The sequence below is a fragment of the Dactylosporangium vinaceum genome (assembly GCF_019904175.1).
Taxonomy (GTDB): domain Bacteria; phylum Actinomycetota; class Actinomycetes; order Mycobacteriales; family Micromonosporaceae; genus Dactylosporangium; species Dactylosporangium vinaceum.
On sequence record NZ_CP061913.1, the window covers coordinates 2,527,264 to 2,551,389 of the forward strand.

Annotated in this window: 23 protein-coding genes; 14 read left to right on the forward strand and 9 right to left on the reverse strand. The window is 71.4% G+C overall.

Going from position 1 to position 24,126, the window contains the following annotated elements:
- Positions 1-411: 411 nt before the first annotated feature.
- Entirely contained in the window at positions 412-807 is a 396-nt protein-coding gene (locus Dvina_RS11065; RefSeq protein ID WP_223102362.1) for a response regulator, read from the forward strand.
- A 43-nt stretch (positions 808-850) separates the two neighbouring features.
- Positions 851-1,984: a YihY/virulence factor BrkB family protein gene (locus Dvina_RS11070; protein ID WP_246656150.1), complete on the forward strand. Its 1,134-nt coding sequence runs from the start codon at positions 851-853 to the stop codon at positions 1,982-1,984.
- 41 nt (positions 1,985-2,025) lie between these two features.
- Here the strand turns inward: Dvina_RS11070 and Dvina_RS11075 are convergent, their stop codons facing one another.
- Positions 2,026-2,418, reverse strand: a complete 393-nt coding sequence (locus Dvina_RS11075) for a roadblock/LC7 domain-containing protein (protein ID WP_223102363.1) — start codon at positions 2,416-2,418, stop codon at positions 2,026-2,028.
- A complete protein-coding gene (locus Dvina_RS11080) occupies positions 2,415-4,274 on the reverse strand; it encodes a sensor histidine kinase (protein WP_223102364.1) in 1,860 nt (619 codons plus the stop codon). Before Dvina_RS11080 ends, Dvina_RS11075 begins: the two co-directional genes overlap by 4 nt.
- Positions 4,275-4,484: 210 nt before the next feature.
- On the opposite strand from Dvina_RS11080, the gene Dvina_RS11085 reads away from it, so the two are divergent.
- A complete protein-coding gene (locus Dvina_RS11085; protein ID WP_223102365.1) occupies positions 4,485-6,401 on the forward strand; it encodes a DUF1800 domain-containing protein in 1,917 nt (638 codons plus the stop codon).
- Positions 6,402-6,407: 6 nt separating this feature from the next.
- Entirely contained in the window at positions 6,408-8,036 is a 1,629-nt protein-coding gene (locus Dvina_RS11090) for a DUF1501 domain-containing protein (protein ID WP_223102366.1), read from the forward strand.
- A gap of 248 nt (positions 8,037-8,284) precedes the next feature.
- Here the strand turns inward: Dvina_RS11090 and Dvina_RS11095 are convergent, their stop codons facing one another.
- The 4 genes from Dvina_RS11095 to Dvina_RS11110 all read right to left on the reverse strand — a co-directional run bounded on the left by Dvina_RS11095 (position 8,285) and on the right by Dvina_RS11110 (position 12,700).
- Entirely contained in the window at positions 8,285-9,172 is an 888-nt protein-coding gene (locus tag Dvina_RS11095) for an IS3 family transposase (RefSeq protein ID WP_223092314.1), read from the reverse strand.
- Positions 9,169-9,504: a transposase gene (locus Dvina_RS11100; protein ID WP_223092313.1), complete on the reverse strand. Its 336-nt coding sequence runs from the start codon at positions 9,502-9,504 to the stop codon at positions 9,169-9,171. The genes Dvina_RS11095 and Dvina_RS11100 overlap by 4 nt, the downstream gene beginning before the upstream one ends.
- 1,079 nt (positions 9,505-10,583) lie before the next feature.
- Positions 10,584-12,047 (reverse strand): MFS transporter, encoded by a 1,464-nt coding sequence (locus tag Dvina_RS11105; protein ID WP_223102367.1) that lies wholly within the window; start codon positions 12,045-12,047, stop codon positions 10,584-10,586.
- Between the two features lie 80 nt (positions 12,048-12,127).
- Complete coding sequence (locus Dvina_RS11110) at positions 12,128-12,700, reverse strand: TetR/AcrR family transcriptional regulator (protein ID WP_223102368.1); 573 nt, start codon at positions 12,698-12,700, stop codon at positions 12,128-12,130.
- A 160-nt stretch (positions 12,701-12,860) separates the two neighbouring features.
- On the opposite strand from Dvina_RS11110, the gene Dvina_RS11115 reads away from it, so the two are divergent.
- Together Dvina_RS11115 and Dvina_RS11120 are read left to right on the forward strand one after the other, a co-directional pair.
- Positions 12,861-14,459, forward strand: coding sequence for a glycoside hydrolase family 6 protein (locus Dvina_RS11115; protein WP_223102369.1), 1,599 nt, complete (start codon positions 12,861-12,863; stop codon positions 14,457-14,459).
- A 58-nt stretch (positions 14,460-14,517) separates the two neighbouring features.
- Complete coding sequence (locus Dvina_RS11120) at positions 14,518-15,387, forward strand: SCO6745 family protein (protein WP_223102370.1); 870 nt, start codon at positions 14,518-14,520, stop codon at positions 15,385-15,387.
- Here Dvina_RS11120 and Dvina_RS11125 read toward each other — a convergent pair.
- On the reverse strand, positions 15,353-15,628 hold the full coding sequence (locus Dvina_RS11125; RefSeq protein WP_223102371.1) for a GNAT family N-acetyltransferase: 276 nt from the start codon (positions 15,626-15,628) through the stop codon (positions 15,353-15,355). The two genes, Dvina_RS11120 and Dvina_RS11125, sit on opposite strands and share 35 nt — an antisense overlap.
- Positions 15,629-16,609, reverse strand: a complete 981-nt coding sequence (locus Dvina_RS11130; protein WP_223102372.1) for a pirin family protein — start codon at positions 16,607-16,609, stop codon at positions 15,629-15,631.
- Positions 16,610-16,733: 124 nt separating this feature from the next.
- Between Dvina_RS11130 and Dvina_RS11135 the strand changes: the two genes are divergently transcribed.
- From Dvina_RS11135 to Dvina_RS11145, 3 genes are all read left to right on the forward strand, one after another.
- Positions 16,734-17,426 (forward strand): ArsR/SmtB family transcription factor, encoded by a 693-nt coding sequence (locus Dvina_RS11135; RefSeq protein WP_223102373.1) that lies wholly within the window; start codon positions 16,734-16,736, stop codon positions 17,424-17,426.
- 63 nt (positions 17,427-17,489) lie between these two features.
- The gene (locus tag Dvina_RS11140; protein WP_223102374.1) at positions 17,490-17,684 is read left to right on the forward strand and encodes a hypothetical protein; all 195 of its coding nucleotides are present in this window, start codon (positions 17,490-17,492) and stop codon (positions 17,682-17,684) included.
- Between the two features lie 11 nt (positions 17,685-17,695).
- Complete coding sequence (locus tag Dvina_RS11145) at positions 17,696-17,908, forward strand: hypothetical protein (RefSeq protein ID WP_223102375.1); 213 nt, start codon at positions 17,696-17,698, stop codon at positions 17,906-17,908.
- A 4-nt stretch (positions 17,909-17,912) separates the two neighbouring features.
- Here Dvina_RS11145 and Dvina_RS11150 read toward each other — a convergent pair whose 3' ends face one another.
- Positions 17,913-18,848, reverse strand: coding sequence for a glutathione S-transferase family protein (locus tag Dvina_RS11150; RefSeq protein WP_223102376.1), 936 nt, complete (start codon positions 18,846-18,848; stop codon positions 17,913-17,915).
- Between the two features lie 89 nt (positions 18,849-18,937).
- On the opposite strand from Dvina_RS11150, the gene Dvina_RS11155 reads away from it, so the two are divergent.
- From Dvina_RS11155 to Dvina_RS11175, 5 genes are all read left to right on the forward strand, one after another.
- Positions 18,938-19,855, forward strand: a complete 918-nt coding sequence (locus tag Dvina_RS11155) for a serine/threonine dehydratase (RefSeq protein WP_223102377.1) — start codon at positions 18,938-18,940, stop codon at positions 19,853-19,855.
- Entirely contained in the window at positions 19,842-20,387 is a 546-nt protein-coding gene (locus Dvina_RS11160) for a QsdR family transcriptional regulator (RefSeq protein WP_223102378.1), read from the forward strand. The genes Dvina_RS11155 and Dvina_RS11160 overlap by 14 nt, the downstream gene beginning before the upstream one ends.
- Before the next feature lie 9 nt (positions 20,388-20,396).
- Positions 20,397-21,584: an FAD-dependent oxidoreductase gene (locus Dvina_RS11165; protein ID WP_223102379.1), complete on the forward strand. Its 1,188-nt coding sequence runs from the start codon at positions 20,397-20,399 to the stop codon at positions 21,582-21,584.
- A 205-nt stretch (positions 21,585-21,789) separates the two neighbouring features.
- Positions 21,790-22,476, forward strand: a complete 687-nt coding sequence (locus tag Dvina_RS11170; protein WP_223102380.1) for a response regulator transcription factor — start codon at positions 21,790-21,792, stop codon at positions 22,474-22,476.
- Between the two features lie 38 nt (positions 22,477-22,514).
- On the forward strand, positions 22,515-23,915 hold the full coding sequence (locus tag Dvina_RS11175) for a sensor histidine kinase (RefSeq protein ID WP_223105462.1): 1,401 nt from the start codon (positions 22,515-22,517) through the stop codon (positions 23,913-23,915).
- The last annotated feature ends 211 nt before the right edge of the window (positions 23,916-24,126 follow it).

Sequence of the window (24,126 nt, forward strand, 5' to 3'; positions counted from 1 at the left end):
CGGTTGCGCGGGCGGCGGGGTGCGCGAATTGGTGAGGTTGGGTGAGCGGTTGGGGTGCGCGGTGTGGCGGTGTGTTCGGGTAGTGGGCGGGTCGGGGGCGGTTGGGGTGCGCGGTGTGGCGGTGTGTTCGGGTGGTGCGCGGGTTGGTGGGGTTGCGTGAGCGGTTGGGGTGCGCGATGTGGCGCGGTGTTCGGGTGGTGCGCGAGTCGGCGGGGTTGCGCGGGCGGTTGACATGCTCGACGTGGCGGCGTGTCCAGGTGGTGCGTGAGTTGGTGCGGTTGTGCGAGCTAGTGGGGTTGTGCGAGTGGTTGCCGTGCGCGGTGTCACTGGTGCTCACGGCGGGTGTGAACAGGTGGGAGTGGGTCGGCGAACTCGGGCATTCTCCGCCGTAGCAGCGCATATCGTTAGCACATGTTGGAGCATCTGCGCGTCCTCGTCGTCGACGATGAGCCGGACCTGTGCGAGATCGTGCGCAGGGTGCTCAGCCGGGCCGGAGCCGAGGTGCTCACCGCGTCCGGGCTGGCCGGGGCCGAGCGCGTGCTGGCCGACCGGCCCAAGGGCATCGACCTGGCCATCACCGACCTGAAGCTCAACGACGGCTCCGGCGTCCAGGTGGCCGAGGCCGTCCGCGCGAGCAGCCCCGAGGCGCTCATCATGTTCATGTCGGGCCTGCCGTACTTCGATGCCGCCGTCATCGACCTCGGCCCCGACGCGTCGGTCATCGCCAAGCCGTTCCGGGCGACCGAACTGGTCGACACCGTACAAACGGCACTGATCAGGGCCGGAAGGGTCCCGCCGGAGGGTTAACGGGCGGTCGCGCGGGGGCATAGGGATCGTGGAGGTGGCGTTTGTGACCGCTGAAACCGAAGACCCCGGCACCCATGCGCTGGCGAGCGCGCACGAACGCGCCCGCGTGCGTGAACAGGCACCCGCCCCGAAGGGCGGCGACGCGCACGGGCCGGCCGACGCGCAGCAGCGGGCGGACACGCAGCAGCGGGCGGACACGCAGGAGCGGGCCGACGACCCCGTGTCGGGCGGGCCCGACAAGCCCACGGAGCTGAGCAGGCGGACCTGGTTCGGCGTGCTCAAGCGCACCGTGAAGGAGTTCAACAACGACAACCTGAGCGACTGGGCCGCCGCCCTGACGTATTACGGCGTCCTGTCCATCTTCCCGGGCATTCTCGTCCTCCTGTCGGTCTCCGGCCTGCTGCTGACCGACACAACGCAGTCGGCGGTACTCGACAATGCCCGACAGCTCTTCCCGGGCACCATCGCCGGCCCCATGACCGACGCGATCAGCGAGCTGCAGAAGGGCGCTCACGTCGCGGGCCTGCTGGCCATCGTCGGTCTGCTCGGCGGCGTGTGGACGGCGTCCGGCTACGTCGGCGCCTTCATGCGGGCCGCGAACGCCATCTACGACGTACCCGAGGGCCGCCCGATCTGGAAGGTCCTCCCCATCCGCCTGGGCATCACCGTCGCCGTCGGCACCCTCATCGCCGTGTCCGCCCTGAGCATCGTCTTCACGGGCAAGTTCGCCGAGCAGGCGGGCGGCTGGGTCGGCCTGTCCAAGCAGTCGGTCGAGGTCTTCGACATCGCCAAGTGGCCGGCCCTGCTGGTCGTGGTCATGCTGATCCTGGCCATCCTCTACTGGGGCGCCCCGAACGCCCGCCACCACGGTTTCCGCTGGATCACGCCGGGCGGCATCCTGGCCGTCTTCATCTGGCTCGTCGCATCAGCCGGCTTCGCCGTCTACGTGTCGAACTTCGGCTCGTACAACAAGACCTACGGCACCCTGGGCGGCATCATCGCCTTCCTGGTCTGGCTCTGGATCTCCAACATCGCCATCCTCCTGGGCGCCGAGTTCGACGCCGAGCTGGAGCGCGGCCGCGCCATCGAGGCGGGCCTGGGGCCGGACGAGGAGCCGTACGTCCCCCTGCGCGACGACAAGCACATCAACAAGGACCAGGAGATAGGGCTCAGCTAGCGGGCCGGCCATGAGCGGTGGCCGGGACGTGGCCCCGGCCGTCAGCGGGTGGACGGGGTGAGGGCGGCGCCGACCTGGGTGACCAGGCCCGACATCTCGTACGCCACCTGCCCCACGTCGCATGTCGGCTGGACGAGCGCGGCCAGGCTGGCCAGGGTGTCGCCGCCGCCCAGGGCGATCACCAGCAGCAGGCTCCGGCCCATCTCGACGATCGTCCGCTCCACGGGGCCGGAGTCGGTGGTGGCCGACAGGCCCTGAGCCAGGGAGACGATCCCGGCGACCATCGCCGCCACCTGGTCGGCGCGGGCCGGGGCGAGTTCGTTCGAGGCGGCCACGAGCAGGCCGTCGCCGGACACGGCGACCGTGTGGCGGACGCCGTCGACGCGGGTGGTGAAGGTCGTCAACAGCCAGTCCAGCCCCGTGGTCGGTGTCATGCCGACTTTCGTCCTTCCCTCAAGGCCTGCTGGAACCCGGACGTGTGCTGGTAGCCGGTCATGAGGTCGCGGACGGACTCCGGCTCCAGGACCACCGTAGGGCCGTCGGAGGTCTGAATGGGCCCCGGCACCACCGGTACGAGGGTCGAGCGCGGGTGCGGTACGTCCACCGGCTCGCCGCCCGGGAGGGCGCCGCCGCGCTCGAAGGGGCGGGGTGGCAGGCGGCGGGCGACCGGCGGGTCGGTGGCCGGGGACGGGGAGTCCAGGACCAGGTCGGCCGGGATGCGGACGATCGCGCGCAGGCCCGTGCCGGACGGCGGTGGGCGCAGGGTCACCGTGAGGCCGTGGCGGGCGGCCAGGCGGGCGGCGACGGCCAGGCCGGTGTGGTGGGCCTCGGACGCGTCGAGCGGGGGCGGGTCGGCCAGGCGGGCGTTGAGCTCGGCGAGGCGCTGCGGGTCGAGGCCGGCGCCGCGGTCGGCGACCTCGACGACGGCGGTGGTGCCCTCGCGGCGGCCCTCGACCAGGACGGGGCGGTCGGGCGGGCCGTAGCGGGTGGCGTTGTCGAACAGCTCGGCCAGGAGGTGCACGACGTCGTCCACGGCGTCGGGGGCCAGGTGCACGTCGGGGGCGACCATCGAGTACTCGATGCGCGGATAGTCCTTGATCCTGGACTGTGCGGCCCGCAGGAGGTCGAGGAGCGTGACCGGGTCGCGGCGGCCGATGACCGTGTCGGCGCCGGCCAGCACCAGCAGGCTCTGGTTGTCGTGGCGGATCCGGGTGGCGAGGTGGTCGAGGGCGAAGAGCTGTGACAGGCGGTCGGGGTCGGCCTCGTCGCGCTCGGCCGCGTCCAGGTGGTGCACGAGCTCGTCGGCGAGGCGCTGGCTGCGGCGGGCCAGGCCGATGACGGCGGCCGAGGTGCCCACCCGCAGGGCGGTCTGCTCCGCGACGGCTCGCGCGGCCTCCAGACGTACCACCTGGAATTCTTCTGGATCGATCGGCTCGGCAACCTTCCGGCGCGGCACCCGGGCGGCCCGGACGGCGAGCAGGATCGACGCGGCGGCGATCGCGAGCACGGCCGCGAGACCGGCGATGAGCGTGCGCTGCTGCTCGCTGCGGGCGGTGCCGGCGGCTGCGGCCGAGTCGTCGCCGGCGTACGCGGCCAGTCCGCTCAGCGCGTCGAGCGCCGGCTGCGGATCACCGCCGAGGCCGTTGGGGACGTGCGCGAGGCGCTCACGCCAGGGCGCGGGGGCGGTCTCGCCGAAGCGGCGCAGGGCGTCGAGGTGCGCGGCCTGGTGCGCGGCGAGGCTCTCATGCCACGCGGGAGTGTCGGCGCCGCGGCGTTCGAGCAGTTGAATCTGCGCGAGTTGTTCGCGGGCGACAGCCAGCCATCCGGAAGCGCGCAGCAAACCGTTCACGGCGGCCGGCGCGGGGCGGCGCGGAAGGTCCTGGCGGAGCTCGACGACGTCACTGATCATTTGGGTGTACTGCATGAGGTAGTCGCCGGCCGCTACCTCCTGCGGGGCGGCGGCCACGCGCTGGCGCAGGTCGGCCAGGCCCGCCGGCGGCTGTGCGAACTGCGCGTCGGTTGCACGTATCTGCGCGGTGTACGCGGACCGGGCCGGCTCGGACCCGGTGAGCAGCAGCGTCAGCGCCGTGTACCGCTCCTTCGTCAGCTCGGTCGCCGTACGGTCGGCCGCGACACCGACGCTCACCAATGCGCGCGGATCGTCCAGGCGGCCGCTCGGCCCGACGTACAGGTACGCCGCCACTCCGGCCACCGCGAGCAGGCCGAGCAGTGGCAGCAGGAGGATGGTGAGGAGCCGCGGGCGCACCGCGGGAGCAGCATCGATCGGCACCGCTACCCCCTGCCATAGACCGGTTACCTATGGGTACCACCACTAGCGTTCGGTACGGAAGAGATGACTTTGAGTGACTTTGAGTGAACGGCCCATTTGTACGCATTCATGGGTGTGAACGGGTGACTTAAGCCAAAAGAAAGGCAAAGTTGAACCGGGCTCGCACCGGCCACCTTGAGGGCCGATCGGCCGCTCACTAGATTTTGCAGCGTGCCAGAGCGGCTCTTCTCCGACGACCCGGGCGGCGCGCCCAAGCAGGTGAAGGGCGCGTTCTTCGCCGACTACACGGGCGAGTTCCCCGTGCCCCGGGCCCTGCGCCAACCTTCCGGCACCGCCGCGGAGACGCCGGCCGATCAGGACGGCAACAACAACAAGGCGGCTGGTCCGGTACCGGCCTGGCTGCGCACCGGCCGCCCGGCCCTGCACGAGCTGACCCGTAACCGCCGCCAGGCCCTCATGGCACTCGGAGGCGGAGCGGTCGCCCTGGGCGCGGTCGGGACCACCGCCGCCGCCGTGTTCGGCCCGCCGTCGGCCGACCCGGACGACTTCGTCAAGACCGGCAGCGGCGGCGGCAACGTGTCCCCGCGCGACGCCGGCTCCTTCTCCAACCGCGACGCCAGCTACACCAGCGGCCAGGGCGACCTCAACGACCTCGGCGCGTCCGGCACCGCCGAGACCCCCTCGGCCGCCGCGGTCGCCGCCCTGCGCGCCACCCCGCGGTTCCCCACCCCGCTCAACCGCGACCCCGTCCTGCACCTGCTGCGCCGGGCCACGTTCGGGCCGACGGTGGCCGACATCGCCCTGGTCAAGCAGGTCGGCATCGACGCCTGGATCGATCAGCAGCTGGAGTGGGACAAGCTCGCCGACCCGGTCGCGGACGCCGCCCTCAAGGCCGTCCCGACCGCCACCATGACCACGGCGGAGATCCGCGCGACGGTCAAGGACGGCGACAACAAGCCCCAGATGGACCTCACCAAGGCGGTCATTGCCCGGCAGATGTGGAGCAGCCGGCAGCTGCTCGAGGTGATGGTCGACTTCTGGAACAACCACCTCAACGTGACGAGCCCGTTCGACGGCGGCTGGGACGTGCGCGGCCCGTACGACGCCGGGGTCATCCGCAAGCACGCGCTCGGCAAGTTCTCCGACATGCTCATCGCCTCCGCCCGCGACCCGGCGATGATGCGCTACCTCGACAACACCTCGTCCGACAAGCGCAACGTCAACGAGAACTACGGCCGCGAACTCCTCGAGCTGCACACCGTCGGCATCGACGGCGGGTACAACGAGAAGGACGTGCGCAACTCGGCGTACCTGATGACGGGGCGCACCGCGACGCGGGACGGGCTGTTCAAGTACGAGCAGAACAAGCACTGGACCGGAGCGGTGAAGGTCCTGGACTTCCAGCACGCCAACAAGTCCGCGAAGGACGGGCTGGCGATCGGCGACGCGTACCTGCTGTACCTGGCCACCCACCCCTCCACCGCCCGCTACATCGCCCGGAAGCTCTGCGTGCGCTTCGTCTGCGACACGCCGCCGCAGGGCCTGGTGGACCGCTTGGCGAAGACGTACCAGGAAAGCGGCTCGGCAATTGTCCCGGTCCTCAAGATGCTGTTCCGCTCGCAGGAGTTCTGGATCGCCACGGGCTTGAAGACCCGTCGGCCCCTGGAGAACTTCATCGCCACCGGCCGGGTCATCGGCACCACGCCCGGCGCGGACACGGGCAAGGCGCTCGACGACATGTACCAGTTCACGAACAAGCTCGGCCAGCCGCCGCTCGGCTGGGGCCCGCCCGACGGCTACCCGGACGTCGCCACCGCCTGGAGCTCGGCCGCGGGCATGCTGGAGACGTGGAACGCCCACCGCGCGTTCGTGGGGCAGCAGTGGAAGGGCCTGAACAACCCGCGGGCCGACTCCCTCGTCACCCAGCCCGCCGCCACCCTCGGCACATACCTGGACGTCCTCGCCAACCGCCTCATCTTCCAGCCGATGCAGCCGGCCGAGAAGGACGCCCTGATCAAGTTCCTCGGCTCCAAGGCCGACACCCGGATCACCGACCCGAACCTCGGCGGCAAGCTGCCCCTGCTGGCCCCGCTGATCCTCGACTCCGTCTACCACGCGCTGCGGTGAGGTCCGATGAGCTCCCTTCCTGACGACCGCTCCGCGCGCTCCCGCGCCCCGGGCTCCGCCGCGCCCGGCCCCCGGGCCGCGGGCGTACGCTCCGCCGGCGCCGATCCCGCCGACCGTGCCGGGCGGGCGGCGTCTTCGGGCCACGACGGCCCTGCGGCGTCCTCGGGCCACGACGGTCGTGCGGCGTCTTCGGGCCGTGACGGTTCTGCGGCGCTGTCGGGCCGTGGCGGTTCTGCGGCGCTGTCGGGTCGCGGCGGTTCTGCGGCGTTCTCGGGTCGTGACGGGCTGCCGGCGGGGGAGCGGAGGCCGGAGAGTCTCGAGGAGCTGCGGCGGCACGGGCCGAACCTGTGCGAGGCCGCCCTGCGCGTGCACGCCGAGAAGGTCACCGACGAGCTCGCCGCCGAGCGGGACCGCTGGAGCAAGGGCTTCACCCGCCGCCGCCTCGTCCAGGGCGCCGGTTTCGTCGGCGTCGCCGCGCTCGGGACCCAGCTCGTGACGAGCCGGGTCTCGTTCGCCGCACCCGAGGACAACAAGAACACCCTGATCGTCATCTTCCTCCGCGGCGGCATGGACGGCCTCTCCGTCGTGGCCCCCGGCGACGACCCGAACTACAAGCAGATGCGCCCGAACATCGCCGTCCCGATGGCGGCCATGAAGGCGGTCGGCCGCGGCTTCGGCCTCAACCCGGCGATGACCTCCCTGTACCCGCTGTGGGACGCGGGCCAGATGGCCGCCGTGCACGCCGTGGCCTCCCCGGACGCCAGCCGCAGCCACTTCCAGGCCCAGGACGCCCTGGAGCGCGGCGCCGCCTCGGTCGCCGTACGCACCGGCTGGCTCGACCGCGTCCTGGCCCAGATGGGCCCCGGCACCACGTTCCGCGCGATCGCCCAGGGCTCGGCCCTGCCCCGCTCCCTGGTCGGGGGCGAGCAGGCAATCGTCCTCAACGGCATGCGCGACTTCCGCATCGACAACGACAACATGCGGGCCCAGACGATGGATGCACTCAAGACCCTGTACACCGGCCTCGACCACCCCCTGTCGACGACGGCCGGCTCGACGCTGCAGGCCATCTCCACCGCCCAGAAGCTGGCCACCACGCAGTACAAGCCCTCCGAGGGCGTCACGTACCCGGGCGGCGGCCTGGCCGACCGCCTGCGCGACATCGCCCAGCTCCTGAAGGCCAACGTGGGCCTGCGCATCGCCGCCCTCGACGTCGGCGGCTGGGACATGCACACGAACCTCGGCAAGGTCGACGGCGGCGACATGAAAAACTCGCTGACGAACATGTCCGACGCGATCGCCGCCTTCTGCACCGACATCGGCCCCCTCCTGGAGAACACGACGATCGTCACCATGAGCGAGTTCGGCCGCCGCGTCCAGGAAAACGGCAACGTGGGCGTCGACCACGGCCACGGCAACGCGATGCTCCTCTTCGGCGGCGGCATGAACGGCAGCAAGGTCCACGGCAACTGGCCCGGCCTGGCCCCCAACTCCCTGGACCAGGGCGACGTAGCCGGCGCCAACGACTACCGCGACATCCTGGCCGAGATGCTGAAGAAGCGCTTCAACGTGTCCGACTCCGCCGCCATCTTCCCGAACCACGACTTCAAACAACTGGGCGTCTTCAAGGGCTGACCCATCCCCAGTCACCCCACCGCCCACTCACTCACCCGCCCGCCCGCCCGCACCCGCCCGCCCGCCCGCCCGCACCCGCACGCTCGCGCACGTTGGGCACCCGCGCACGTTGGGCACCCGCACGCCCACGCACCTGCACACGTCGGGCACCCGCGCGCCACGCGCATCCGGACACCGCGTGGCACGCCCACAGCGAGCGAGTCGACATGGGCTTGACCCGTTTTGACGGACAGGGTCGATGTGGTGGTTCAGGCTACCTTGCTGAGCGGTGGGTCGATCCTGCTGGCCTCGTAGGCGGTTGGGCTGAGGTAGCCGAGGCTGGAGTGCCGGCGTCGGGTGTTGTACCAGCCCTCGATGTATTCGAAGATCGCCTTGCGTGCGGCGGTGCGGGTGGGCCAGGCCTGCCGGTGCACGAGTTCGGTCTTGATGGTGGCGAAGAACGATTCGGCGACGGCGTTGTCCCAGCATTGCCCGCGCCGGCCGACGGAGAGCCTGACGCCGTGGCGGTTGGCGAGCCGTGCGTGCTGGGCGCTGACGTACTGACAGCCGCGGTCGGAGTGGAAGATCAACCCGTCCGCCGGCCTGTGGCGGTGCACCGCGTCGGTGAGCGCGGCGTCGACGAGGTCGGTGCGCAGGTGCTCGGCGACGGCCCAGCCGACGACGCGGCGGGAGGCCAGGTCGATGACGGTGGCCAGGTACAGCCACCCTTCCCACGTGTTGATGTAGGTGATGTCGCCGCACCAGCGGGTGTCGACCGCCGCCGGGTCCGGGGCGAACCCACGCTGGATCAGGTCCGGACGCGCGGAAGCGGCTGGGTCCGGGACCGTGGTGACCCGCCACCGGCGTGGGGACCGGCCACGGCGGCCGGTGCCGTGCAGCAGCCGGGCGATGCGTTTGCGGCCGTGCCGCCGCCCTGCTGCGGCGAGTTCGGCGTGGATGCGCGGCGCGCCGTAGGTGCCTTTCGACGCGTCGTGGATCGCGATGATCTGCGCGGTGAGGTCCTGGTCGGCGCGGGCCCGGTCGGAGACGTGATTGCGGCGGTAGTAGGCGGACCGGGAGACCTGCAGCAGCTCACACGCACGTTTCATGTTGCGCTTGCCGGCCTGCTCCGCCTCGATGAACGGATACACGTTCACCGGGTCTCCCTCGCGAAGAAAGCCGTGGCCCGTTTGAGGATGTCGACGTCCTCCTGCAACCGGCGGTTCTCCCGCCGCAGCCGGGCCAGTTCCGCCCGTTCGTCCGACGTCAACCCACCCGCCGCCGGCGCACCCGCCGCCGAACCGCCACCGCTGCTGGCGTTGCTGTCGATCGCGGCCTGCTTCACCCAGTCCCGCACCGCGGTCTCGGTCAGATCGAAATCCCGGGCCACCTGCCGGACCGAACGGTCACCACGCTGGCACAACTCCACGATCTCGGCCTTGAACTCCGCCGTGAACGAACGACGAGGCCGAGGCCGTTGCTTGCCCATACTCTCCATGATGCTGGACATCCTCCCGAAGCCCACAGGCTCCTGATCTCAGATGTCCGTCAAAACGGGGCAGGCCCAACATGGTTACGCGCTCACTCACGTGAACGTCAGCTCGGCATGCGCCCGTGCGTGAGTGCCCTCTGACGCCCGGAGGCCGCTCACCCGCGCGGGAAGCGAACCTGCTGAAACGCCCATCGCGCAGCCGCATGCCCACACATCCTGTGCACATCCGTTCAGGCCGCGCACTCGTGCATGTCCGCGTGTTCATATGTGTGCGCATTCGTTCAGGCGTGCTCGCTCGTTCAGGCCGCGCGTTGGGACTGTAAGAAAAACGGAAACCTCTATGTCGCCGACCCCTTGACACAGAGAGGTGCCGTTTTCTTGACAGTCCCCGCGCGTTCGCGCATAGGCGTGCGTTCGCTAGGTGTGCGTTCGCGCATCGCGTGTGCGTTCGATTTGCCGCGGGTTGCATCGTGCTGGTTCGATTTGGCCGCGGGTTGCATCGCGCGGGTTCGTTCAGGGCTTGCGTTCGTGCATCGTGTTGGCCACGGGTTGCCTCGTGCGAGTTCGTTCAGAGCTGCGCTCGTGCATCGTGCGCGTTTGTGTTCGTTCGGGGCGTGAGGGTTTGCGTGGCTCGCTCATGCGTTGCTTGCTCGTTTGCGCGGCTTGCTCATTTGCGTGGCTCGCTCATGCGTTGCTTGCTCATTTGCGCGGCTTGCTCATTTGCGCGGCTTGCTCATCTGCGCGGCTTGCTCATTTGCGCGGCTTGCTCATTTGCGCGGCTTGCTCATTTGCTCGGGTGTCGGTTTGTGCAGGCGGGCGTTTGTGCATTCGGGCGGCTGTTCGTGTGGGTGTGGTCGGGCGTGCAGCGGCCGCCCGGTGGTTGAAGCCGGGCGGCCGGTTGAGCGGTGGAGCAGGTCTGTCGGTGGAGCTGGTGGAGAGTGCTGAGCAGGTCGAACGGTGTAGCCGGTGGAGAGTGGGAGCGGGTTGAAACAGGGACATGTAGAGCTGGTCGAACGACCCGACCGTGGAGACGGAGAGCAGGGGAAGCGGGAAAGGAAGTGGAGAAGGGGGAGTGGTCAGCCGAAGTGGACCGGGGCGGCCTCGGCGTCGGGTTGGGTCTGGTCGCCGGTGTTGTTGCGGACCATCAGGATGACTACGGCGGTCGCCACGGCCATCAGGACGGCGCTGGCTACGAAGGCGACGTTGTACCCGTGGATCGCCGCGTGCGCCTGGGTCAGCGGTGAGCCGGCCTCGGCTGCGTGGTCGGTGATGTAGCCGGCCACCGCCGTGGTGAAGATGGTGTTCAGCAGGGCTGTGCCCAGGGAGCCGCCCACCTGCTGGGTCGTGTTGACCATCGCGCTGGCCACGCCCGCGTCGTGGTTGGCGATGCCGGAGAGGGCCAGGCTCGACAGGGGGACGAAGACCAGGCCCATGCCCAGGCTCATCGCGATGAACGACGGCAGGATGCTCACCGCGTAGCTCGAGTCCAGGTCCAGGCGGGTCAGCCAGATCATGGCCGCGGTGGCCAGGACGCCGCCGATGGACATGAGGAGCTTCGGGCCGGTGCGGGGCAGGAGGCGGGAGGCGATGACGGCCGCCGCGATGATGCCGCCGGAGAAGGGCATGTAGGCCACGCCGCTCTTCATGGCCGACCAGCCCAGCGTCTGCTGCAGGTAGAACGTCATGAAGAGGAACATCCCCAGCATGCCGGCGCCGAGCAGGATCGAGACGAGGTACGAGGCGCCGCGGTCGCGGTCGAACAGGACGCGCAGCGGCAGCAGCGGGTGCGCCGTGCGCGCCTCCCAGAACAGGAAGGCCCCGAGCAGTACCACCGCGGAAGCCAGCCAGGCGATCGTCACGCCGGAGCTCCAGCCGTCGGTCGCGGCCTTCGTGAAGCCGTAGACCAGGGCGACCTGTCCGGCGGTCGCCAGGACGGCGCCGGGGATGTCGTAGCGGGTGTCGCCGGTGGCGCGGCTCTCGCGGACCAGGGGTACCGCCGCCGCGAACGCCAGGATCGCGATGGGGATGTTGACCAGGAGGCACCAGCGCCAGTCGGCGTACTCGGTGAGGACGCCGCCCGCGAGCAGGCCGATCGCCGCGCCGCCGCCGGAGATGCCGCCGAAGACGCCGAACGCCTTCGCGCGCTCCTTCGCCTCGGTGAACGTGACGGTGATCAGGGACAGGGCGGCCGGCGCGAGCAGCGCACCGAAGAGGCCCTGCAGGGCGCGGGCGGCGAACAGGGTCTCCGCGTTGACCGCGGCGCCGCCCAGCGCGGAGGCGCCCGCGAAGCCGAGCAGGCCGATGAGGAACGTGCGCTTGCGGCCGAAGTAGTCGGCGACGCGGCCGCCGAGCAGGAGCAGGCCGCCGAAGGTGAGCGTGTACGCGGTGACGATCCACTGCCGGTCGGCCGTGGAGATGTCGAGGGCCTGCTGGGCCGACGGCAGCGCGATGTTCACGATTGTGGCGTCGAGGACGACCATCAGCTGGGCCACGGCGATGACGGCCAGCGCGAGCCATCGCCGGGGATCAGGCGGTACCATAGAAGATGATTTATCGGTTATGTCCGTTGTAAGGACAGCATCGTTCGCCATGTGGGAGTCCCCCTGAGTGAGAAGGTCCCTCAGCCGCGCTGAAGGATCGGAATCAACACGCCGTCGATGAGCCGGGCCATGAACGCCTCGTCGAGCGGGCCGTTCTGCCACATGCGCCGGCTCGTGACCATCGCGTGCAGGACCTCGTGGAGCAGCTCGGCCGACGTGCCCTCGGGCACCTCACCGCGCTCCGCCGCCCGCTTGAGCATCGATTCGTACATGCTGTGCTTGGTCTCGTACGTGCAGCGGTACAGCACCTCGGCCAGCTCGCCGTTGTGCGTGGCCGCCGTGAGCAGTCCGGTGAACACCGCGCCGTCCGCCCCGCAGGCCGCCGTGCACACGGCGCTGAGCTGGGCGTACAGGTCGCCGCGCAGCGAGCCCGTGTCGGGGGGCTCCATTGCCCCGCCGTACCGGTGCTCGACCGCCTCCATGACCAGCTCGGGCTTGCTGGGCCAGCCCCGGTAGATGGTCGCCTTGCTGGCGCGGGCCCGCGCCGCCACCGCGTCCATCGTCATCCGGTCGTAGCCCACCTCGCCGAGCAGCTCGAAGACCGCGTCGCAGATGGCGGCGCGGCGCTCCGGGTTGCCGGTGGTAGGAGGCACGCGATCACCGTAACTCGTCGCGTCCGCCGAAACGAAACGGTTTCGTACACCTCTTGTGTGAACGACGCCACAGGGTAACTTTCAGCGCCGGGCCGTGGTCGTGAGCCGGTCCGGTGACGGCCGTTTGACGGTCGGTGACGCCGGCCGCGAGGGTCGCGGGATGAGGCGCCTACTCGCCATCGCCGCCATTGCCGCGGCCGCCGTCGTGGTCGTTCCCTCGCCCGCGTCCGCCGCATCAGCCGGCTGCACCGTGCAGTACACCGTCGGCAGCCAGTGGCCGGGCGGCTTCAACGCCGGCGTCGAGATCACGAACACCGGCGCCGCGCTGAGCGGCTGGAGCCTCGGCTGGGACTTCACGGCCGGTCAGCACATCGACCACATGTGGCAGGCCGTCTACACGACCTCGGGACGGCACGTGACGGCGAGCAACCAGACGTTCAACGGCAACGTGCCCGCCGGCGGCAAGGTCCTGTTCGGCTTCAACGGTTCGTGGACGGGCAGCAATCCGGTGCCCGGCGCGTTCACCCTCAACGGCGTCGCCTGCAACGGCGGGACCTCCACCCCCGACCTGCACGTCGACAACCCGTTCCAGGGCGCGCAGGGCTACGTGAACGCGGACTGGTCGGCCCGGGCGGCGGCCGAGGCGGGCGGCGGCCGGGTCGCGAACACGTCCACCGCGGTCTGGATCGAACGCATTGCGGCGGTCGCCGATGTGCGCCGGCACCTCGACGCCGCCCTCGCGCAGGCGACGACGGCGAAACCCGTCGTCGTGCAGTTCGTCCTGCGCGATCTGCCCGCCCGCGACTGCACGAAACCGCGCCCCGACGGCGAGCTGACCGCGGCCGACCTGAGCCGGTACGAGACCGAGTTCATCGACCCGATCGCGGCGATCCAGGCCGACCCGAAGTACGACCGTGTGCGCATCGTGAACGTCGTCGAACCTGACGGCCTGACCGACCTGATCGTCGGTGCGAACATGCAGTCCTGCGCGAATGTGCTCGCCAGTGGCGTGTACGTGCAAGGCACGCAGTACGCACTGAACCGGCTGCACAGGGCGAACGCGTACAACTACCTCGGCGCCGGCCACCACGCGAAGCTCGGCTGGGACCCCGACTTCACCGCGGCCGTCACCCTGTTCGCCGACACCGCCCGGGGCAGCACCGCCGGCGTCAACGCGGTCGACGGTTTCGCCGTCAACACGGCCGACTACGGCGCGACGACCGAGCCGTACTTCACCATCGCCACCACGGTCGGCGGCGTCTCGATCCGCCAGTCCCGCTGGATCGACTGGAACCAGTACGTCGACGAGCTCACCTACACCCAGGCCCTCCGCGCGGCCCTGATCGCCGCCGGCTTCCCCTCGACGATCGGCATGCTCGTCGACACCTCGCGCAACGGCTGGGGCGGCCCGGCCCGGCCCACCGGCGCCAGCACCTCGACAAGCGTCGACACCTTCGTCGACCAGAGCCGCATCGACCGCCGCTCCGTCGCCGGCAACTGGTGCAACCAGAGCGGGGCGGGCCTGGGGGAGCGGCCCCGGACGAGCCCGGCCCCCGGCATCGACGCCTACGTGTGGATCAAGCCCCCGGGCGAGTCCGACGGCGCGGCCACCGGCGGCAACCTCTCCTGCGACTCGACGTACTCCGGGAGCGGCAACGGCTACCACCCCACCGGCGCGCTGCCCGGCGCCCCGGCCCGCGGCTCCTGGTTCTCCGCACAGTTTCAGCAGCTCATGACCAATGCGTTCCCGCCGCTGTGACAAAAGCCGACGATTTCGGTGGTACTGCCGGAGCCTCCCGACGCCTATCGTCAGGTCCATGACAGAGCTGTCGACCGAGCGGCGTTTGTGGTCGCTCTATGAGCCCTTGCACGCGGTCAGCTACTTCGCCCCGCAGGGCCGGGCCGCGTTCGAGGAGGCCGGCGTCCGCGGATTCTGGCGGGGCTACTTCGCCGGCCGGGCCGCCCCGCTCGGTCCGGTCGGCGCGGCGCCGGTCATCGCCGCGTTCTACGGCTTCGCGCCGCAGATGGTGCAGCGCGCCCTGCCCGACGTGTGGACCCGGATCACGCCCGAGGCCGCGCTGGAGGCCCGGCTCGAGGGCGCCCGGCGCGCGCTGGGCCCGGCCGTGGAGGGCATCTCCGGAGTCGACGAGGCGGCCGCGCTGCTGCGGGAGGCCGCCGCCAACGCCGAGGTGTACGGCCGCATCCTGGCCGCCGCCAACGCCGCGCTGCCGTGGCCGCAGGACGCGCTCGGGACCATGTGGCTGGCCGCCACGATCCTGCGCGAGCACCGCGGCGACGGGCACCTGGCCGCCCTGCTGGTCGAGGGGCTCGACGGGGCGGAGGCGATGGTCTGGCGGGTGGCCCTGAACGACGGCCGCGGCCGCAAGATGGCGCAGCCGGCCCGGGGCTGGTCCGACGAGGAGTGGGACGCCGCCCGCACCCGGCTGCACCAGCGCGGGTACCTCGACGGCGAGGGCGCGGCGACGGAGAAGGCGCGGTGGGCGTACAAAACCCTTGAGGAGACGACGGATCAGCTCGCGGCGCGACCGTGGCAGGCGCTCGGTCCGGAGCGGACCGAGCGCCTGGCGGTGCTGCTGACCCCGATCGCCGAGCGGATCAACGCCGAGCTGGGGCCGTACTACCCCAACTGGATCAAGCTGCCGATGCCAGCTCAGGGTGCTTCTTGAGGTAGGCCGCGATGAACGGGCACTGCGGCACGATGCGCTTGCCCGCGTCATTGGCCAGGGTCAGGGCGCCGTTGGCCAGCTTGCTGCCGACGCCCTGGCCCTCGAACTGCGGCTCCACCTCGGTGTGGGTGAACACGATCTCGTTGTCGGTCGCCGTGTAGTACGCCCCGCCGGCCAGCTCGCCGTCGACCCGGATCTCGAACCGGTGCCGGTCCGGGTTGTCGATAACCTGGAAGTCCATTCAGGACGCCTCTCCCCGCACGTCGGCGTGCGCCGCGGGGATGCTGCCGAGCCGGCCGGCCTGGTAGTCCTCGAACGCCTGCACGACCTCGGCCTTGGTGTTCATGACGAACGGACCATACATCGCGACCGGCTCGCGGATCGGCTGACCGCCGAGGAACAGCACGTCGAGCGCCGGGTGGTTCGGGTCCTGCTTCGCGTCGGCGGTCAGGGTGACGTGGTCGCCCTCGCCGAACACGGCCAGCTGCCCGAGCTCGATCGGCCGCCCCTTGGGCCCGACGGTGCCCTTGCCGGCCATGACGTACGCGAGCGCGTTGAAGTCCTTGCGCCACGGCAGCGTCAGCGACGCCCCGGGCGAGATGGTCGCGTGCACCATGGTGATCGGCGTGTAGGTCGACCCGGGCCCGGCGTGCCCGTCGAGCTCGCCGGCGATGACCCGCAGCAGCGACCCGCCGTCGGGCGAGGTGAGCAGCGAGACCTGCCGGCCGCGGATGTCCTGGTAGCGGGGCGCGACGAGCTTGCTGGCCTTCGGCAGGTTGACCCACAGCTGGAAGCCGTGGAAGAGCCCGCCGCTGACGACGAGGTGCTCCGGCGGCGTCTCGATGTGCAGGATGCCGGCGCCGGCGGTCATCCACTGCGTGTCGCCGTTGGTGATGGTCCCACCACCGCCGTTGGAGTCCTGGTGCACGAACTCCCCGTCGATGATGTACGTGACGGTCTCGAACCCGCGGTGCGGGTGCCACGGCGTCCCCTTGGGCTCGCCCGGCGCGTAGTCGACCTCACCCATCTGGTCCATGTGGATGAACGGGTCGAGCGCCCGCAGGTCGACGCCGGCGAAGGCGCGACGCACGGGGAACCCCTCACCCTCGTATCCCTTGGGTGCGGTCGTCACCGACACCACCGGCCGCGCCTGCGACGCGATCGGGTCGGGTGTGCCGACACGGGGCAGTGCGAGAACGTTGTCAACGGTGATCGCGGGCATGTGACGCCTCCCAAACTTCCAGCTCTGACGCCACCCACAACGATACTTGTCGCGCAAGTATTCCGCAAGTCAACAAATTTGCGGTTCGGTCGCCGCCGAAGCGTCGGTGGGGATGATGGACCGTATGAGCACCGACGCCGCCGACCTCGCCGCGCTGGCCGCGCTGCTGGCCGACGAGACCCGGGCGGCCATGTGCCTGGCCCTGCTGGACGGGCGGGCGTGGACGGCGGGGGAGCTGGCGGCGCACGCCGGGGTGGCCCGCTCCACCGCGACCGGGCACCTCGATCGGCTTGTCGGCGGCGGGCTGCTCATCGAGGAGCGGCAGGGCCGGCACCGGTACGTCCGCCTCGCCGACGCGTCGGTCGCGCACCTCCTCGAGGACCTCTCCGTCCGCCTCCAGCCGCGCCCGGACCAGCCCCGCGGCCTGCGCCAGGCCACCGCGACGGCGGCGATGAAGCGGGCCCGCACCTGCTACGACCACCTGGCCGGCGAGCTGGGGGTGGCGGTGGCCGACGCGATGACCGCCCGCGGGCTGCTCGACCAGCGGGGCGGCTTCGCGCTCACCGCGGCCGGGCTCACCTGGCTCACCGAGGACGCCGGGATCGACGCGCACCGGCTGCAGGGGCGGCGCCGCCCGCTCGCGCGGGGGTGCCTGGACTGGACCGAGCGGCGGCCCCACCTGGCCGGGGTGGCCGGCGCGCAGCTGTGCGAGCGGTTCCTGGCGCAGGGCTGGATCCGGCGGATCGGCACGACGCGGGCCGTCAAGGTGACCGACACGGGGCGCAGAGGGCTCTCCGCGCTGCTGGGCATCGATTAGTTTTCGTGGGCCCGGGGTAGTCAGCGGTCAACGTAGACGATATATAACCCCCCGGAGGCTTACGTGTTCGCCGTGATCGCCGCGATCCTGTTCGGAATCGCCCTGCTTGTCGACCTGCTCGGGGCCGACACCGGCCCGATCTTCGATGCCGGCACGCTGAGCCTGGCCGGGTTCCTGTTCATCGCCCTGCACCTGGCCGGCGTGGGGACCTGGACGTCGAGCCGCTGGGGGAACCGCCGGCGGGCCGGGCGCCGGTAGCATCGGGCGTCATGGACGGCGCACTCGCACTGCTGCTCGTGTTCGGTGTGCTCGCGGCCGTGTGCGCGGGGCTGGTCCTGCTGGCCCGGCGCATCCGGCGGCGCAACCTCCACGGCGGCCTCATGAGCGTCGCCGAGGAGCTCTACCTGCCGTCCGCCAAGCGCCTGCGCGGCGAGACCCAGGAGGTCCGGCAGGCCGAGCAGGGCAGCGGCGAGAAGCTCTGAGCCGCTAGGCGGTCCAGGCCGACAGGTCGGGCCCGGCGGGGACGATGCCCGACGGGTTCAGGTTGGCGTGGGTGCCGTAGTAGTGGCGCTTGATCTGGTCGAAGTCGACGGTGTCGCCGAACCCGGGCGTGTTGAACAGCTCCCGCGCGTAGCGCCACAGGTTCGGCATCTCCGCGAGCTTGTTGCGGTTGCACTTGAAGTGGTTGTGGTAGACGGCGTCGAACCGGACGAGCGTCGTGAACAGCCGCACGTCGGCCTCGGTGATCCGCTCGCCGAACAGGAACCGGCGGCCGGCCAGGCGGGCCTCCAGCTGGTCGAGGCGGGCGAACAGGCGCGCGTACGCCTCCTCGTAGGCCTCCTGGGTGGTGGCGAAGCCGCAGCGGTACACCCCGTTGTTGACGTCCTGGAAGATGTCCTCGATCAGCGCGTCCATCTCGGGCCGCAGCTCGGCCGGCAGCAGCTCCGGTGAGCGGGTGGCCAGCGGCGCCCAGTCGGTCGAGAAGTCCAGCGTGATCTGCGGGTAGTCGTTGGTGACCACCTGCCCGGTCACGGTGTCGACGAGCGAGGGCACCGTCACCCGGCCCGTGTACGCCGGGTCGGTCGCCGCATACGCCTCGGCCAGGAACCCGATCCCCAGCACCGGGTCGCGGCCGCCCTCGTCGAGCGTGAACCGCCAGCCGCGCTCGTCGCGGATCGGGTCGACGGTGGCCACCGAGATGGCGTCCTGCAGCCCGAGCAGGCCGCGGACGATCACCGCACGGTGCGCCCACGGGCACGCCTTCGACCAGACCAGCCGGTAGCGGCCCGCCTCCAGCGGCCAGCGGCCCTGGTCGTCCGGGCCCTCGCCGGGGCCGGAGGTGGAGTCGGCGGTGACCCGCCCCGTGAACCGGTTGGGCTGCCGGACGAACTCGCCGCGAGTGGAGGTCTCCGCCGTCGTCATGTCGAGAAGACTAGTCCGCGTGACGGTGCGACCGGAGCACCGCGATCGACTCGCTGGCAGCGGCCTGGGCGGGGTCTAGGGTGATCAGCGTGGTGAACAGGGATGACCTCGAGGCGGCGGCGCGGCGGATCGAGGGCTACATCAGACCCACGCCGTCCTACGAGGTGCGGCCCGGCCTGTGGTTCAAGCTGGAGCTGCTCCAGCACAGCGGCTCGTTCAAGGCGCGGGGCGCGTTCAACCGCATCCTCGCCGCCCGCGAGGAAGGGACGCTGCCGAGCGCCGGCGTGATCGTCGCGTCCGGCGGCAACGCCGGGCTCGGGGTGGCGTACGCGGCGGCGACGCTGGGGGTGCGGGCCGAGGTGTTCGTGCCGGTGACCGCGCCCGCGACGAAGGTCGCCCGGCTGCGGGACCTGGGCGCGCACGTCCACCGGCACGGCCGCGAATACGCCGAGGCGCACGCCGCGTCGATGATCGCCGTCGCCGAGACCGGCGCGATGTTCGTGCACGCCTACGACCAGCCCGAGATCGTGGCCGGCCAGGGCACCGTCGGGCTGGAGCTGCCGCGCGCCGACACGGTGCTCGTCGCGGTCGGCGGCGGCGGGCTCGTCGCCGGGGTCGCGGCCGCGGTCGGCGACCGGTCCCGCGTGGTCGCCGTCGAGCCGGAAGGGGTGCCGACCCTGCACGCCGCGCTCGCCGCCGGGGCCCCCGTCGACGTGGCCGTGGACAGTGTGGCCGGCGACTCCCTCGGCGCCCGGCGGGTGGGCACCATCGCGTTCGACCTCGCGGTCCGCAACAACGTCGCAAGCGTCCTGGTGACCGACGAGGAGATCGTCGCGGCCCGGCGCCGCCTCTGGCTGGAGCACCGCCTGGCCGTCGAGCACGGCGCCGCGGCCGCCCTGGCCGGCCTCGACCGGCTCGACGACCCCGGCACCACGGTGGTCGTCCTGTGCGGCGCCAACACCGACCCCTCGACGCTGTACGCCGAGACGGCGCATGCCACCGGATGAGGTGTTCGACGCCGCGCTGAGGAAGTTCCTGGCCCGGCAGCGCGTCGACATGCGCGCGCTCGCCGCCGAGCTGGGCATCGGCCGGGCGACGCTCTACCGCCGGGCGGGCGGCCGTGACCAGGTGCTCGGCCACGTCCTGTGGTACCTCACCGACCGCAACCTGGACCGGGCCGTCCGCGCCGCCGAGGGCCGCCGCGGCGCCGAGCGGATCGCCGCCGTGATCGGCCACTTCCTCAACACCGTCAAGGACCAGCCGAGCCTGCGGCACTTCCTCGCCACCGAGCCCGAGGCGGCGCTGCGCATCCTGACGTCCAAGCGCGGCGTCGTGCAGGCCAGAGTCGTGGAGCACCTGGAAAATCTCATGCAGGAGGAAATTGCCGCCGGGAACTTCCACCCGCGGCCGGATGCGCGGACATTGGCGTTTGTACTCGTTCGAATCGGGGAGAGCTTCCTGTACGCCGACGCGATCGCCGATGGCGAGCCGGACGTCGAGGCGGCGCTCGACGTGATCGGACGCCTGCTCTCGGGTTAGGGGGCTGCGATGAAGGTCAGGGCCGATGTGTGCATCGTCGGTGGGGGACCGGCCGGCCTGGTCCTGGCCCTGCTGCTGGGCCGGCAGGGCATCGACGCCGTGGTCCTGGAGAAGCACGCGACGTTCCTGCGCGACTTCCGCGGCGACACCGTCCACCCGTCGACGCTGCAGCTGATGGACGAGCTCGGCCTCGGCGACGAGCTGGCCCGCCTCCCGCACCGCATCGTGCGCGACTTCAGCATCACCTACGAGGGCGGCGACACCTTCCGCCCGGCCGACTTCACCCGGCTGCGGGTGGCGCACCCGTACATCATGATGCTGCCGCAGTGGGACTTCCTGGAGCTCCTCGCGCGGCACGGGGACTTCACGCTGTACCGCCGCTGCGAGGTCATTACGGTGAACCGCCGCGACCGCCGGGTGGTCGGCGTGACCGCCCGGACCCCCGACGGCCCGGTCGAGGTGGTGGCCCCGTTGACGGTGGCCTGCGACGGGCGGCATTCGACGGTACGGCGGGATCTGGGCCTGAAGTCCCGCGACTACGGTGCCCCGATCGACGTCCTGTGGTTCCAGCTCCCGCGCGAGCCCACCGACCCCGAGGGCCTGGCCGGCCGGATCGGCTCCGGCCGCCTGTTCATCGGCATCGACCGCGGCGACTACTGGCAGCTCGGCTGGGTCGTGCCCAAGGGCGGCGACAAGCGCATCCGCGCCGCCGGCCTGCCCGCGTTCCGCGCGGGCATCGCCGCGAGCGTCCCGTATCTGGCCGAGCGCGTGGGCGAGCTGCAGCGCTGGGACCAGATCAGCACGCTGACGGTCCGCGTCGACCGCCTGTACCGCTGGCACGTCCCCGGCGCGCTGCTGATCGGCGACGCCGCCCACGCGATGAGCCCGGTCGGCGGCGTCGGCATCAACCTGGCCATCCAGGACGCCGTCGCCGCCGCGCACGTCATCACCGCCGCCTTCGCGAAGGGCCGCCCCCCGACCGAGCGCGAGCTGGCCCTGGTCCAGCGCCGCCGGACCTTCCCCACCGCCGGCACCCAGCTCGTGCAGCGCGCCCTGCAGCGGGCGGTCCTGGTGCCCGCGGTGACCGGCCGCCCCGCCCGCCCACCGCTGCCCGTCCGCCTCCTCGACCGCTACCCGCCCCTGCGCGCCCTCCCGGCCCGCGTGATCGGCATCGGCCTGCGCCCCGAGCACGTCTGAACGTCCGGCGGCCTTCGCCCTGCCGAGAGCGGAAGGAGGCGCGGCGGTCGTGGTCGCCGTGCGTGCACAGGCTGGTTACTCACCGGTAGCCGTCCGAGCGGAAGCCGGGGCGAACGGGCGATGTCGCCTGGTGAAAATTAGTACATGTCGGATTCGTCCATAGACCGTCAAGACTGTGGCTGGACAACGGCTGTACCTTCTTCGCATGGCCACGGTGCTGCTGGTTGAGGACGACCATGTCGTGCGGGGTGCCCTGCTGCGCTCTCTGACCGACCGGGGTCACACGGTGCACGCGGTCGGCACCGCGCTGGAGGCGCTGCGCCGCTTCGCCGCCGAGACGCCCGACCTGGTCGTGCTCGACCTCGGGCTGCCCGACCTGGACGGCGCGGACGCGCTGCGCATGCTGCGCGGCATCGCCGACACGCCGATCATCATCGCGACCGCCCGCGACGACGAGGCGGAGATCGTGCGGCTGCTCAAGGCGGGCGCGGACGACTACATGATCAAGCCGTTCACCTCGGCCCACCTGGACGCGCGGATGACCTCCGTGCTGCGCCGGACCGGCCGGGCGAGTCGCGAGGAGCCCACCGCCATCGAGGTGGGAGGCTTGCGGGTGGACATCGGCCAGCGTCAGGCCTACCTGCACGGTGAGCCGCTGACCCTGACCCGCAAGGAGTTCGACCTGCTGGCGTACCTCGCCGCCCGGCCCGGCCGGGTGGTCTCACGCCGTGAGCTGTTGGAGGAGGTATGGCGGCAACCCTCAGTGGGCGAGGACCAGACGATCGACGTGCATCTGTACTGGCTACGCCGGAAACTTGGCGAGAGCGCGTCAGCACCCAGATACCTGCACACCGTGCGGGGCGTGGGCTTCAGGTTCAGCGCCCCGGACTGAGGCGCACCCTCGCCTATGTGTCGGCGGCGGTCTCCACGATGGTGGCGCTCGCCTTCCTGATCCCGCTGGGGCTCGTCGTCCAGCAGCTCGCCCGCGAACGCGCCCTCGCCGACGCCGAACGCCAGACCGCAGTGGTCGTGGCGGTACTCACCGTGACCACCGACCAGCTGAGCATCGAGCGGGCCATCGCCAGCACCGGCGGCCCGGCGGTGACCCGCGTCTCCGTGCACAACCTCGGTGAGTCCGGGGCGGAGATCGGCCGGGGCCACGCGGCGGCCGGCGACCTCACCAAGGCCGCGGACGCCGCGGCGCCGGTCATCGCCGACGTCGACGGCGGCGAGTCGTACCTCGAGCCGGTCGACCTGGGCGCCGGGCGCACGACCGTCGTCGAGGTCTTCATCCCGGAGTCGGAGCTGTCCAACGGGGTCGCGGGGGCCTGGTGGGCGCTGGCCGCGGTCGCGCTGGGGCTGATCATCGCCTCGGTGTGGGTCGCCGACCGGCTCGCGTCGCGGATCATCGTGTCGGCCCGGCAGCTGGCCGGGGCGGCCGGCGCGCTCAGCGAGGGGTACCTCGACGTGCGCATCGACCCGCAGGGGCCGGCCGAGCTGGCCGACGCCAGCTACGCACTCAACGTCATGGCCGACCGGATCATGGCGCTGCTGTCCAACGAGCGTGAGCTCGTCGCCGACCTGTCGCACCGGCTGCGGACCCCGCTGACCGCGCTGCGCCTCGACGCCGAGACCCTCGACGACTCGCAGGACGCCGACCGCATCCGCGACGCGATCGCCGCGCTCGAGGTCGAGGTCGACAAGCTGATCCGGGCCATGCGCGAGCCGATCGACGCGCACTCGCCGACCCCGGACCGCGGCGAGCGGGCCGACGGCGCCGCCGCCACCACCGGCGACGAGGGCTGCGACGTGGCCGAGGTCGTGCGGGACCGGATGATGTTCTGGTCCGCCGTCGCCGGTGACCAGGAGCGTGACTGCAAGTCGACGGGCACCGACGCTCCGGCGCCCGTCAACGTGCCGAAGAGCGAGCTGGCGGCCGCGCTCGACGCGCTGATCGGCAACGTGATCAGGTACACACCTCAGGGTGTGCCGTTCGAAGTCGCCGTGACGCGCCGCGAGGACGGTTACGTGGTGCTGCGCGTCGAGGACGGCGGCCCCGGCATTCCCGACCCCGAGCTGGCCATGCAGCGCGGCGAGAGCCAGCAGGGCTCGACCGGCCTGGGCCTGGACATCGTGAAGCGGGTCGCGATCGCCGGCAACGGCACCGTCAACATCGGCACCAGCTCGACCCTGGGCGGGGCCAGCGTGGTCATCGTCATGACCGACGCCGACCCGGCCCCGCAGGAGGAGGCCCCGCCACCGCCGCGCTGGCTCGTCGGACGCCTCTCCAAGGAGCCCAACGAGCGTCGATCCCGCCGTCGCGGACAGTAAGGAAGGTTGGCGGCCATATGGCGGGCGCAAGTCTCGATTAGGACTGTCTTAACTGCACCCTTTCGAGTGGAACGCAGGCGTGCCACGTGGCTATGGTCAGCGCGTTCCCACGTGGATGCCCGGCTCTCACCCGCCTTGCCACCCTCGAAAGCCGGCGTCCCCGCGCGCGGCGAGGATCGGTACCTCTGCCCTGTGCCGATCCTCGCCGCGC

Bases quoted from the DNA above. Each gene is read 5' to 3' on its own strand.
- Dvina_RS11065 (WP_223102362.1), top strand. From the start codon at position 412: ATGTTGGAGCATCTGCGCGTCCTCGTCGTCGACGATGAGCCGGACCTG.
- Dvina_RS11075 (WP_223102363.1), bottom strand. From the start codon at position 2,418: ATGACACCGACCACGGGGCTGGACTGGCTGTTGACGACCTTCACCACC.
- Dvina_RS11090 (WP_223102366.1), top strand. From the start codon at position 6,408: ATGAGCTCCCTTCCTGACGACCGCTCCGCGCGCTCCCGCGCCCCGGGC.
- Dvina_RS11100 (WP_223092313.1), bottom strand. From the start codon at position 9,504: ATGGGCAAGCAACGGCCTCGGCCTCGTCGTTCGTTCACGGCGGAGTTC.
- Dvina_RS11105 (WP_223102367.1), bottom strand. From the start codon at position 12,047: ATGGTACCGCCTGATCCCCGGCGATGGCTCGCGCTGGCCGTCATCGCC.
- Dvina_RS11115 (WP_223102369.1), top strand. From the start codon at position 12,861: ATGAGGCGCCTACTCGCCATCGCCGCCATTGCCGCGGCCGCCGTCGTG.
- Dvina_RS11120 (WP_223102370.1), top strand. From the start codon at position 14,518: ATGACAGAGCTGTCGACCGAGCGGCGTTTGTGGTCGCTCTATGAGCCC.
- Dvina_RS11125 (WP_223102371.1), bottom strand. From the start codon at position 15,628: ATGGACTTCCAGGTTATCGACAACCCGGACCGGCACCGGTTCGAGATC.
- Dvina_RS11130 (WP_223102372.1), bottom strand. From the start codon at position 16,609: ATGCCCGCGATCACCGTTGACAACGTTCTCGCACTGCCCCGTGTCGGC.
- Dvina_RS11135 (WP_223102373.1), top strand. From the start codon at position 16,734: ATGAGCACCGACGCCGCCGACCTCGCCGCGCTGGCCGCGCTGCTGGCC.
- Dvina_RS11145 (WP_223102375.1), top strand. From the start codon at position 17,696: ATGGACGGCGCACTCGCACTGCTGCTCGTGTTCGGTGTGCTCGCGGCC.
- Dvina_RS11150 (WP_223102376.1), bottom strand. From the start codon at position 18,848: ATGACGACGGCGGAGACCTCCACTCGCGGCGAGTTCGTCCGGCAGCCC.
- Dvina_RS11160 (WP_223102378.1), top strand. From the start codon at position 19,842: ATGCCACCGGATGAGGTGTTCGACGCCGCGCTGAGGAAGTTCCTGGCC.
- Dvina_RS11165 (WP_223102379.1), top strand. From the start codon at position 20,397: ATGAAGGTCAGGGCCGATGTGTGCATCGTCGGTGGGGGACCGGCCGGC.
- Dvina_RS11170 (WP_223102380.1), top strand. From the start codon at position 21,790: ATGGCCACGGTGCTGCTGGTTGAGGACGACCATGTCGTGCGGGGTGCC.
- Dvina_RS11175 (WP_223105462.1), top strand. From the start codon at position 22,515: ATGGTGGCGCTCGCCTTCCTGATCCCGCTGGGGCTCGTCGTCCAGCAG.